Here is an 11,926-nt window from a genome sequence, read left to right as displayed (position 1 = left end):
AAAAAGAAACACCTACAACAAGTATTAAACTTGCCATAGGTGCTCTATCTATGTTAGAAAGGATTAATTCAATCTTTTCATTGCAATCTCTTTATGTTAGTGATTGCTTGGGTTGATCTTCCAAAGACGCACTGCTGCTCTCATAGTAATAAAGTCTACAGTACTTTCCCATACAATAATTTTACCTCTATTCACACCAGTTCTCACCTCAGGACGTGCTCCTTTGCGAATTGGGAACTTGAAACCTGAAGCATAACCATAGTTGTCTGTTCCACCATTACCACGCAAAGTGAGAGATGCATACGAGTCAGATGTGTCTGTAGTAGCACTTCCTACGATGTTATCACTTGTTCTATCGAAAGGCTCATTCACGTAGTACATAGCTCCTTGTAGACGCTTATAAGGCATGAAAGGACCGTTTCCTGCATTGAATGCGTAGCAACCTTTGTAGGGGAAGATACGTGTTAGGTCGCTAGGATAGTCAGAATCGAGAGGCGCCCAGAACTTTTCATTAGCAATATCTTCAAGGTCTAACACGAAATGTTCACCCAAATAGCGTTGTCTAAGCTTAAGAGCTGATTGGTCGTTTTGGCTGAAATTCACATCTTCCCAACGTATAGTGTAACGATATTTGTTATCGGTTGCGATAGGATAGTCGCTCAGTTTAACGTTGCTACCATAGTTTACAGGAGCAAAAGAAGCAGCTGTATAAGGCACAGTGTTATAGTCTAAATAGGTAGCTCCAAGCGATTTGTCAGTTAATCTGTTTGCAACACCCTCCATACCCATCATATAAGTGATGCTGTTAAAGCCTCTATAGTTGTCTTCAAACGCTGCACCAGCATAAGTATGAACGTATGTTTTCTTCTCTTTTAGATTACATGGAGTAAGCACTCTGTGTGTAGGTGCCTTTTGATAAGTATCGTATCTGAAAGGAGCAAGACCGATAAAGCTGAAAGTGTTGTTGAAGATAGTAGCCCATTTAGCCTTATCTGCAGCGTAATAGCCTGCTGGGATATTGCTTAAGTTACGCTCATATTCCTCCACATCGTATGCAATTGTCTTAGAAATATCGTCGTCTGCGCTCGAATAGCTATCGTCTGTGCCGAAGTTATCACGCTTAGCCACATAGTGAAGAGGTGCATATTCGAAAGTAGCTACGCCTTTAAATGAGTAACTTTTACCGTTAGTGAAGAATGCACGTGTACCATATACAGGCAACATGTCGATACTTGGGTCGCTTGGATTGATGGGAGCGGCGTGTAAAAGCACTTGAGCCTTTTCAATATAGTTGGTCTTTTGAACTCCACCAGGTGCAGTAAACTCAATCTTTTGTACATCAGGAACCATCCAAATATAAGTGTAAGCAGGGTCAGAAGCACCGTTTTGTACTTGCACTTCGTCGAAAGAATAGTCTGCATAATACAAGTTACAGTTCTTTGGTTTACCTGCAGTTTGAATGATTTTAAAGGTAGATGCGTAGCTTTTATCAGTGCTTTCGATATTGCTTGGAGTATCTTTTAGAGTTGAATTAACGATGTTATCCAAGTCTAATTTACCTTCAGTTTTATTAGAAGTAATCACTCTTATACCCTTATATTTAATGCCGAAGCCTGTCTTGTTGCTCACAGTTAGGCGAGAGAAAGTGCCTAATGGAGATAAAGAAACAGGGTTTTCGCTGCGCAATTTGTTAGATGTAGGGTGAGCAGTAAGTCTTCTCCATGTGAAAACATAAGGGATATCAGCATCGAAATTAGCCCCTGCTACAGCACGAGCAGCAACTCGTTTAAATTGAATTCCAGTGACATTTCTTGAAGGAGTACCTGAAACTACACCGCCAATAACACCGCAAACATACCATGTACCCTTGCTTATATCAGTGCCAGTGGCCATATTAAAGGTTGTTTTAGGAAGCAATTCAAGAACGCCTTCCGATGTAACTGTCCAAGGAATAACCACCTTTGTCACAGGTTGAGAAGCGTCTGTGCTCTTAAAAATACATGTTACGTTGATAGTGCTACCCACGTTTTTGAGGCTTTGAGGTACAGGAATACCAGTTGTTTCGTCGCTCTTAAAAGCCATCATTTGCACGTTTACAGGTTTATCTACATTACCTGTAAGCTCTAACGACATAGGGACAGTTAGAGCCGTTCCTTGCTCTTGTTCATCAATAATATTGTTTTCACTATTACAAGCCACGAAAAATACGAGCATCATAATAGCTAATAATGATGTGAGTTTTTTCATAATAAAATATGTTTGTCTTAATTTTGAAAGTGAGTATTTCAGGTTCTCAGCCTAAAACACATAACTATTCTGTTTTAATCTTTTGTTTATGATGTTAATCTTCAAATGGATTGGTTTCCGATGGGTTGCCCTCTTCAGGTTCACCGCCGTCTATAAATGGATTAACTTTGCCCCTTATCGATGCGTAATACAATAAAGGTTCGTCATAACATGATACAACCCAACTCGCTGGTTGGGTGTAATCAGCACGTTCTTTCTTTTTCATTTGTTCTTCTATTAATTTTTTTATTCTCCTACGTCTATTCTTATCGTCCCCAATTAAATACAATTATCGGGACAAAACAAACCTATTGTTCGTTCTGTCGACGTATCTTTTATGGTATATTTCTTCTACTTTTTATGTTTAGTATGGCAAATGTAATGCTTTTGTTCTAAATCAATGCAAATAAAATAGCACAAAAAGTCCGTAATTATTGTTTGTTTGTTGATTTTAAATGAAATTAAAATAATAAGCCGTTTTTTCGACCAAAATACTTAAAATTCGGAGCTTTTGCTGCATAAATATGCGACTAATATAAAATAGAGGTGCGAAACAGAACAATTTTTTCGCCATAGATAAAAATGAATGGAGTATTTCTTGTGTCGCTTTTATCATTTTTTTGGAAGATAGAAGGACTGAAAAAAATAGAAAAAGAGCGATACTATTGTGGTGTGATAGTATCGCCCTTTGAATGATATCGTATCAATATGTTTTCCAATTGCATTGCTTTTAGCATGTAAAAGCATTGAGATTGAAGGTTGCAGAACACTTGTACAAGCGTGGTGCGCTGTTCGGCATCGCTATCCACCACAACGATGGGCTTGGCGTTGTCGGCAACGGGCACAATGGCGGGTCGGCGCGCGGCCTTGGTGGGGCGTATGGGGGCGAAAAGTACCTCGATACGTTTGGCCGTGCGTGCCACATCCACATCGCCCACCACGATAATTGCTTGGTTTTGGGGATGATACCAGCGGTGATAATACTGCCGAAGGGTGGAAGGGCCAACGGTATCTATCACTTCCATCAAGCCTATTGGGGCGCGCCGAGCGTACAAACTGTTGGGGTAAAGGCGCGGGAGATTGCGTTGTAGCATGCGTGCCGTGGCCGAATTGCGTTGTCGCCACTCTTCGTTAATCACGCCACGTTCCTTATTTATCTCTTCGGGCGATAACGAAATGTCGCACACCCAATCGCGAAGTGCAAGCAGACAACTGTCTAAGGCCGAGGAGCGCGCTGTGGGAACGTTGTTGAGATGATACACGGTGCGCTCCATTCCGGTATAGGCATTGATGTTTTGACCGAATTTTAGGCCAAGCGTTTCGAGGTAAGCCACGAGCGTATTGGATGGGAAATGGCGCGTGCCGTTAAAGCAAAGATGCTCTAAGAAGTGGGCCAAGCCGCGTTGGTTGTCGCTCTCTTGCAGCGAGCCAACGCATTGGGCGAGGTAGAAATTGGCGCGATTGGGGGGCGTGTTGTTGTGAAGTATATAATAGGTAAGGCCGTTTGGCAACTTGCCCACATGCAGATTGGGGTCGGTGGACAGTGTTGCCTGTGTGCGTTTGGCGTTTGCCGAAAGGGCAAACAGGGCGAGAGCAAGGATAAGGAGGTATTTTTTCATTTCCGCAAAGGGGTGTTATCGCTGTTTGATATAGGACTGTGCCCCGCTAGAAAGCCAAGCCAAGGGCGGCCTCAAAGTTGTGGCGCGTGCCGTGAATGGTGGGTTGGGCTTTAAGCACATAGCCCAATTGGTAGGCCAATGAGAGCGTCAGCTGATAGTGGGCGAAACGCTTGGCCGTGCCCAAGGCTATGCGTGTGCTGGCCGTAGACGTGGCGTAGAAACGTTGCAGGGGAAGTGCTAGTTGGGTAGAGAACACCGTTTCTTGCGTTGAAGGGTAGCTTAACGAGGCCTTGGGCAGGGTGAAAGCTTGGCTTGCACCATAGAAAAAGGCGAAGTTTCGAGGCAAGGGACGTTGCGAACGATAGGCTGCGGCGAGATGGAAAGCATCGCGAACGAGGGTGTGTTGCGTGGCTCCGTCTTGTCGTTTCTCGTGTTCGGCGGTGGCATCGAGTGCAAATAGGTCGAGCCGCTGCGAGGTAAAACGATGGTAGAGCAAAGCGTTAAGGCCGACATCGCGATGGTTATACACATAGTTTTTCTGTCCGCCAAGGATGTTGTCTAGCCTATCCCAGCCCTTAGTAAAGTGGGCGTGAACTGTGGTTTGCAGGCGAAGAGCGGGCGAAAGGGAATGAATTAGGCCCGCAAGAATGCGCGTTTGACGGAGGTTATAGGTGGAAAGGAGGTTGGCCGACACGTTTTTTGTTCGGCTTCGGCGTATGCTGTCGCGTTGCGCAAGATGGCTGGCGCGCGCCCAAAGCATTGTTTCGTTCCAGGTGAAGCTGGCTTGCAGCGACAGCTCGTGCCCGTAGGTGTTGGCTTGCATCTCGCGGTTTTGCAGCTTACCTGTCTTTCGGTGCATGCCAAATCCCATCAGTTCGTAGGCCATAAAGTCCAATCGGTCGATGCGATCGTTATTCTCGTTCACGTAGATCAGGTTGTTATCGCTTGTTCCGTAGACCATTCCTGCCGCCATAGAGATATGCACGGGGGCGAGGTTTAGGCCCACATTGAGGTGATAACGCGAGTAAAAGCTCTCGGTAGAGGGACGTGGATCGTTGCTGCGTGCGCCCTTATGATACCTTATTTGCAGGGCTGCACCGAGGTCGAACAGGTGCGAAAGGCGGTAATTGGCTGCGCCTTTAAGTTGGTAGGTTTCGTTTAGCCAGTTGCCTTTGCGTGGCGAAGCGAAGTAGTAAGGCATGCCCAGGCGTGGCGTTTCGCTAAGCAGCCAACCCACACTATCGGCAAATTGTCGGTTGTAGGCAAATTCCCCATATAGTCGCCAACGCTTAGACGTGTACACGCCCATTGACGAGAGTCGCAGATTCGTATCTTTTTCGGGTATCTGCAAGCGCATTAAAGGGCCTCGTTCGTGGCTGAAAGTCGCCGAGGTATAGCCATAACTCTGCGCCGGTAGCAAGTAAATGCCTAGGGGCGAAGCCATGGTTTGGTGGTGCTGTTGCCACTCTTGGGGAGTTGGAACAGCAAAATGCGTGAGCGAATCTTGAGCGGAGGCGATGTGGAAAAGCCCGAACAAGAGGCTAGATACGAATAAACGTGCGTGCATGTTGTTGATTTGGGAATTTCGTTATAGGCAATTCTCCGCCTGCCTGTATAGCAAAAGCAGGCAGGCGGAGAAGCTTATAATGGGGCGTTACTTGCTTGGGGCAAACGCCTTAGGGTTTGGAATCATCTGAACAAAGTCGAGTGCAGAGTTGTTGAGGTCTTGTAATATACGGCGACCATCATTCACTCGGCTCACCTTACGTGTGATACAGCGGAAGCTGTTATCAGGTTTGGAGAAGGCATAGCTAGCATCAAGCGACTTCTGGAAAGCCTTTGGCGACACATAACCATCGGCATTGGGGTTGATAACCTCAACGGCATCGATGATAGATGTGTTCGGAATTTGCATGTAAGTAAAGTGACTGCCTTTCTTGGGGTCGATAAATGGACGGCGATATTCGGGTAACTTGCTGGGAGAAGGATGGCGGAAGATGACGTAACCCTCTTTACCGTTGCGCGAAAGGCGCATGTATTTGTTACTACCTTTCTTTATAATCACCATATTTGCGGCACTCTTGTTATCCAATACCTCGTAGCCGGGGTACACAACATCAAACTCTGCCTTGCTTAGGTCGAGCGTTGAGTCGGGCCATTCGGGTGTAACTTGCTTGCCCGATGACGTGGTAAAGGGTTGTTTATAGTTCTGTGCGAAGGGCGCAATGATAAAGCTTTCGCCGGGTTTGATGGGATAATCCTTGCCCGAACCAGGCACCATGATAACTACATCGCCGTAAACGTACTTGCTGTTTGCGCCTTCCGTGTCGGCCATACCTTCTGATTTGCTCCAATCGAACGCGCCACTGGGGGTTGTATAGATATTCTTATCCTTGTAAGGATGCGGCTTTCCATCGGCCAAAAAGCCGTAACGGTTCATCGTTGTGAGTGCAAAACAAAGGCTATCGGCATAAAGTGTGCGCGAAGAGTTGTTGTAGATCTCGATAAAACGATCGTCTTCGCCTGCTGCTTTCTTGCTATCCGACCCTGCATAGTATATCGTTTTGAGAACGAAATCATCAGTTGTGGACGTGGTTAGCACCAAATTGATAGTCGTTTCTTTGTTGGGTTGAAGTTGTACGCCCGTTGCAGCGGCCGAGAAAAGCACATCTTCGGTGCTCTTTTCGCCTGTAATTTCGTTGTATTCGCTGGCAGGCAGGGTGTAGCTAGCCGTTATATCGTACATGTCTACAGGCAGATTGGGCAACTGCACCGTGCCGTTGACGGTGGTTTCGTAAGCTGTTTCTTTCCCGGTGCTGGTGTTGCGCAAGGTAATTGCAACCTTTTGGGCTTTCGCTTTCTCGAAAGCCTTGTCGATTTTAACGCTTACTTTCACCGATGCACTTGACACTTCGGGTGCGTCATTTTCGCTACAAGCAGTGAAGATAATGGGCATGACCATCATCATAAATAGGGCGATACGGTTGCCCCAATGTTTTGTTTTTTTCATTTTGTTATGTATTTATTGTTTGTTTGTGTCGCTTTTGGCGAGCAGCGGATAAGACTAACTAAAACTTGTAGCTAACATCCATGCTCACCGTTGGTGGCTGATTAAAGTATATTCGTTCGCCTTGGCGTTCTACCCAAGGGCGATAATTGAACACATTATTTATATAGCACGACAGGCGTAGCTGCTTGCCAATCTCCTTAGACACGCGAAGATGACAATTGGGGACGATGATTGGCTGCGAAATATTTACGGGTTCGTTGTCTTTTAGTCGCAGATACGTCCAGCGAATGTCCTTTCGTTGCTGCTCGTCGAGGTACACACGACGGAAGTTTTGGTCGATATAGCCGATGGGATAGATGTCGAACCCATGACGATTGAAGTGCCTGAACCAGAAGTTTTGTAAGCGCAGGTTGAATATCAAGCCAAGGGTGGGTATCTGTTTGGTGAGGCTTAGGGTGGAGATAAGTTCGTGCGAACTGTTCTTCGTAGGAGCGTAGATGCCCGAAACGGCCTCTTTGTCGAGGTCGATAGACGTGCCCACGCGTTCGCCCTGCTGATGGTAAAGGCTGTAATTGTAAACCACCGAGAAGTTAACGCCTAAGCCCAAGGGCTTGATATCGCGCAGGTTGCCAATCCATTCTACGCCTGCATTGCGACTATAAAGCAGGTTGCGGGGCGTAAAATAATAGTCGATGATGAGTTGGGGGTCGCCCTTTGGTGCGTAAATGGGCCGTTCGTTGGGCGGTTGCGACACCGTTTCGTAATGCTGAACCCACATCGTATCGAGCACAGCTTCTGAACTAATGCCACGCAAGTCTATTTTAAGATAACCCGTTAGCGAGGTGTTGAAGTTGGCATTGGCATAGGCTGTACCCACTTCAAAGCTGTGTGTGTAGGGCGAAAGCAAGTTGGGATTGGTGGGATTAACCACTTTGGTTTTGTACATAAAGAGCCGCTCGTTGGCGTTGTTGCTGTAATTGCTATACACAAGGCGGTCGAAGTACACGTTTTCGGTATATAGAAAAGCCGTGGCAGGTATCTTATAACTGATGCCATAGGCTGCGTTGAAGCTCAATCCATTGTCTAACGCCCACATCATATTGATGCGTGGAGAGGCTGCGAAACGTTGGTTTTGGTATTCAAGACGTAGGCCTGCCGTTGTGCTTAACGTTCCGTGAGCCGTGGGCAACACCAACTTGTCTTGCAGATACATGCCGTATTGGTTCAATTTGATGCGGTTTCGGTATTGATAAGAGCGGTCGCCACGTCCGCCTTGTCCGCCATCGTAGAACGGAGTCTCTGCGTTGAAAATCTTTCCACGCCCATGATTGGCCTCGTGTCGTGCAAGAACACCCAGACTAAGCGTGTGTGTTGCGCGACTCCATTTTAGTGTTCGGCGTGCTTCCACGTTGGCCGAGAGGGCCAAGGGCTTGCCGTCTATCTCCAAAAGGGCTGTGTAATAAGGTGGCGCAACATCGGTTTCGTGCAGTCCGTTGGTGTAAGCGTCGGTGATAAGGTTCAGTCTGTTATTGGCAATAAACTCTTCGTGCATGTCGTATTGGTGCGACAGGGAGAGCGAAAAGTTATAGTCGATGCCGTCGATAAGTGCGTTTTGCTGGGGCGAAAGCGCACCACGCAGGGCCAAACGCAGGTTCTGCTGGTCGGTTCGGGTGCGATTAAGCGTTGCATCGGGGTCGCTTTTCAGTCCGTCAACGTTTTTAGAGAAATCGGCCGAGAGGGTGTTTTCCCATGCCAATGCCCTACTAATGGTGTGTGTCCACGTGGCGTTGAGGGCGATGTTGGCGTTTGTTTTCAGCTTGTCGCGCCTGTCGCGGGTGCTGTGCAGATAGTCAATGTTGAGGTTGAGCATACCCCAACGCTCGCCAAGGGCGAAACCTTTACCCAGCGAAGCATTGAAAATATCGTATTGCACCTTAACGCTACCGTAGAAAGGCGTAAGTCCGGCGCGGCGATTGATGATAACGGCGCCGTTACTTAGGTCGCCATACTTGGCTGGAGCAACGCCCGATATAACCTCAACGCTCTCTATCGACGAGGCGGGAATAAGGCGCAAGTCGTTTCCGCTGCCCACATTCTCGTTGTTATCGGTGTTAAAACGGCGGTCGAACATCTTTATGCCGCCCCACTTTCCGTAGCTGTCGAGCTGCATATTGGTGTTGTTCGAGAGAGGCGTACCGTCTACCACGTAGGCAATGCCAAAGGCGGCGTTGCGCACATAGTCGTTAAGCTTGTTGCGCGAATAGGCATCGAGTGGGTTTTGCAAGTCGCCTTGCAGAGCCGAACGCAAGGTTAAGAAACTGGCATTGTGCATGTCGGTGTTGAGAATGGCCTTGCCTGGCAGTGCCTGAACGATGTCTGCCAAGCTGTAAGCCTGTATGTTGTCGATGGTGTTTCGCTGAATGAGCATCGACGAGTTGCTGTGTCTGGGTGCGCGCGTGGCGTTTACCTGCACGTCTTTCAGGTAAAGGTTGTTGTCGTCTAGTGCGATGTTTATCTTCTTTTCTTTCGCCACAGCATCGTGCGTAATGGTTAACTGGCGTGTTGCTTTGCCCAGATACGACACTGTTAGGCGCGTGCCTTTGGTGGTAAAGAGTGCCGTTTTTAGGCGTAATCGGCCTTGTGCGTCGGCAGTATAGGTAAGGCCGGCACTCTCTACGATAACAGTGGCGTAAGGTAAGGCCTGCCCATTGCGGTCGGTAATGGTCAATGAGATGTTCTCGTCTGTGGATTGGGCGTGTGCAAACTGGTTACAAACGCACGCCAAAGTGATGAACAAAACCATAACACGTATTCCTCCCCATAGAATTCGTGTGGGAAACTTCATATCTTTTTTGTCTTTTTCTTGTCCTGTTAAGTGCAAAGTGTACTATGTAATTTGCAAAGTTAGGTGTTTATAACGAATTGGGCAATACCTATATATAGGTATTTATGGGAAGGAAAGTGGAGGAAGGCCCCCCCAACCGGCCTCACCCCAGCCCCTCTCCAAGGGGAGAGGGGAGTGATTAGCCTTGTTTTCTCTAAAGCGTTACAGCAAAAAATGCTGGAACATGGCCGTTAAACTATGGCGCAATGTACCATCAAAGGATGGAGTATTCCAAGAAAAGGGTAGAATACGAATAGGCGAAGAGTAAAATACAAATAAGTAAATAGTTAATGATTAACAAATAAATAGTAAACGATTAACAAGTAATTACAATGCTTTTGTTGGGTAAGTCCGTAGCCCTTTAATATAAAGGGAGCAGACCTTGAAAAACAATTAGTGTTTGTTCTTCGCCATTTGGATAGTCATCTTGCCGATAAAGATACCGCTTTTACCGTTCTGATCGTTATAAACAGTGTTGTTATCGAGGTCTTTATGGGTTCTAAGTGTCTCGAAGAAAGTGTGTGAATGACCACCCAATACCAAGTCTACATAACGAGTTTGAGGGATAAGTATTTGGTCGTTCATCGCCTTTTCGGTCCAACCTAAATGCGAGATACATATAATAAGGTCGCATTTCTCTTTGTTTTTAAGAGTCGATACCACCTCATTGGTAGCTGTGATAGGGTTGATGTAACGCACAGTTTCATAGTTCTTAGCGTCCACCAAACCATCTAACTGAGGCGCAAGACCAAACACTCCAATCTTAATTCCCTTGCGTTTCAACACCACATAAGGCTTAACAATCTTTGCAAGAGGCGTTCCTGTGAAGTCGTAATTAGCGCAAACAATGGGGAAGTTCGCCTTTTTAAAGAGGCGTTCCATATTCTTTAAGCCGAAATCGAACTCGTGATTACCAATCGTTACGGCATCATAATGCATCTTATTCATTAGTCCTATTTCCACATCTCCTTTGAAAAGAGTGTAGTAAGGCGATCCTTGTGAAAAGTCACCGCTATCGAATAGCAATAGATCGGGGTTCTTTTTGCGTTCCTCTTTCAACATGGCTATGCGACGAAGGAAGCCTCCTCGTCCTGCTTTTAGCGTGTCGGCAAGTTGTGGGTTCAATGGATATATGCAGCTATGGGTGTCGTTTGTGTGCAGAATAACCAATTCTTTTGTTCCCTTTTCGGTTGACTTCGCTGGGTTATTGGTTTGTGCTTCACTTTTTGTTGCAACGAATGTAGCTGCTAAACTGAGTGCTATGATGAGTTTTTTCATTGTCTTTTTTGAAATAAATGAATGAATATTTAGGGCAAAATAGTGATTCGTCCTTCCACCTTTGCACCCACTTTTTGACCTTGTTTGGCTGCCTCTCTAAAGTAATCCATAATGATGAATCGCACATTACTATGATAGTCTTGAGGCGAAAGCACGTTTGTTTTGCTCTTAAATGCCTCTAACTTGTCGTTACCTTGCGCCAAATAGTCGAGCGTTGCGATGCGATATTGCTTGTTAGGGTCGATAGGTTGGTTGTTGATAAGAGCCTTTTTCAATTCGCCTTGCTTAGTAATTTCGAGGTGAACTGAGCCACTTACACCCTCACCACCAGTGGAAGCGATTTGCTTGAACAGCTCCATCACCTTCTCACCGCTAAGGGTTAAGAAGCAAATCTTATTCTCAAAAGGAGCAACATCCACCACATCACCCACCGTAATGTCACCTTTTGCGAATGCAGCTCTAATGCCTCCGATGTTATAAACAGCGAAATCCACTTGCTGTTGATAGGGTTTTGCGCCCCAAACAAGAATGTCTGAGAGCAAATTAGATAGCGGACTCTCTGGTCGGTAGCTTGCTAATGGCACCGAAGTAGTGCCCACTATGGGTGCCATAATGCTGTCTACACGATGTTTAAAGGGTTCCATAAATTTGTTTGCGTCGGTATCTGGACTTGCATCATATCTGTTATCGATGAGTATTCGATCACGAGTTATATTAGAAAGGTGATATCCTGAGCTACAAGAAGCACATAATATCGCTGATAAAAAGCAAGAGCTTATAATGTGTTTTGTGTTCATATTTACGATGAATTATATTTACAAAAATAGATGTTTTTATGCAATTTTAATG

8 protein-coding genes are annotated in these 11,926 nt (G+C 46.1%); all 8 read right to left on the bottom strand.

Annotated features, from left to right (window positions below):
- Positions 1 to 96: 96 nt before the first annotated feature.
- On the bottom strand, positions 97 to 2,247 hold the full coding sequence (locus tag QME03_RS07115; RefSeq protein ID WP_281723897.1) for a hypothetical protein: 2,151 nt from the start codon (positions 2,245 to 2,247) through the stop codon (positions 97 to 99).
- 94 nt (positions 2,248 to 2,341) lie between these two features.
- A complete protein-coding gene (locus QME03_RS07110) occupies positions 2,342 to 2,512 on the bottom strand; it encodes a hypothetical protein (RefSeq protein WP_281723896.1) in 171 nt (56 codons plus the stop codon).
- Positions 2,513 to 2,948: 436 nt separating this feature from the next.
- Entirely contained in the window at positions 2,949 to 3,905 is a 957-nt protein-coding gene (locus QME03_RS07105) for a M16 family metallopeptidase (protein ID WP_281723895.1), read from the bottom strand.
- Positions 3,906 to 3,951: 46 nt separating this feature from the next.
- A complete protein-coding gene (locus QME03_RS07100; RefSeq protein ID WP_219407787.1) occupies positions 3,952 to 5,472 on the bottom strand; it encodes a DUF6850 family outer membrane beta-barrel protein in 1,521 nt (506 codons plus the stop codon).
- 87 nt (positions 5,473 to 5,559) lie between these two features.
- Positions 5,560 to 6,915, bottom strand: coding sequence for a DUF4876 domain-containing protein (locus tag QME03_RS07095; protein WP_219407788.1), 1,356 nt, complete (start codon positions 6,913 to 6,915; stop codon positions 5,560 to 5,562).
- Positions 6,916 to 6,973: 58 nt separating this feature from the next.
- Positions 6,974 to 9,760 (bottom strand): TonB-dependent receptor, encoded by a 2,787-nt coding sequence (locus QME03_RS07090; protein WP_219407789.1) that lies wholly within the window; start codon positions 9,758 to 9,760, stop codon positions 6,974 to 6,976.
- 432 nt (positions 9,761 to 10,192) lie between these two features.
- Positions 10,193 to 11,077, bottom strand: a complete 885-nt coding sequence (locus tag QME03_RS07085; RefSeq protein ID WP_281723894.1) for a bifunctional metallophosphatase/5'-nucleotidase — start codon at positions 11,075 to 11,077, stop codon at positions 10,193 to 10,195.
- Between the two features lie 29 nt (positions 11,078 to 11,106).
- Complete coding sequence (locus QME03_RS07080) at positions 11,107 to 11,874, bottom strand: 5'-nucleotidase C-terminal domain-containing protein (RefSeq protein ID WP_281723893.1); 768 nt, start codon at positions 11,872 to 11,874, stop codon at positions 11,107 to 11,109.
- Positions 11,875 to 11,926 lie beyond the last annotated feature (52 nt).

The sequence above is a fragment of the Hoylesella shahii genome (assembly GCF_937990675.1).
In the GTDB taxonomy this organism is placed as follows: Bacteria; Bacteroidota; Bacteroidia; order Bacteroidales; family Bacteroidaceae; genus Prevotella; species Prevotella shahii.
The sequence above is the reverse complement of the archived record's forward strand: the minus strand, read 5'-3'. Positions and strand labels throughout refer to the sequence as shown.

What these genes read in the sequence shown, in the direction of transcription:
- QME03_RS07115 (WP_281723897.1), bottom strand. Translation starts at nt 2,247, where the DNA reads ATGAAAAAACTCACATCATTATTAGCTATTATGATGCTCGTATTTTTC.
- QME03_RS07110 (WP_281723896.1), bottom strand. Translation starts at nt 2,512, where the DNA reads ATGAAAAAGAAAGAACGTGCTGATTACACCCAACCAGCGAGTTGGGTT.
- QME03_RS07105 (WP_281723895.1), bottom strand. Translation starts at nt 3,905, where the DNA reads ATGAAAAAATACCTCCTTATCCTTGCTCTCGCCCTGTTTGCCCTTTCG.
- QME03_RS07100 (WP_219407787.1), bottom strand. Translation starts at nt 5,472, where the DNA reads ATGCACGCACGTTTATTCGTATCTAGCCTCTTGTTCGGGCTTTTCCAC.
- QME03_RS07095 (WP_219407788.1), bottom strand. Translation starts at nt 6,915, where the DNA reads ATGAAAAAAACAAAACATTGGGGCAACCGTATCGCCCTATTTATGATG.
- QME03_RS07090 (WP_219407789.1), bottom strand. Translation starts at nt 9,760, where the DNA reads ATGAAGTTTCCCACACGAATTCTATGGGGAGGAATACGTGTTATGGTT.
- QME03_RS07085 (WP_281723894.1), bottom strand. Translation starts at nt 11,077, where the DNA reads ATGAAAAAACTCATCATAGCACTCAGTTTAGCAGCTACATTCGTTGCA.
- QME03_RS07080 (WP_281723893.1), bottom strand. Translation starts at nt 11,874, where the DNA reads ATGAACACAAAACACATTATAAGCTCTTGCTTTTTATCAGCGATATTA.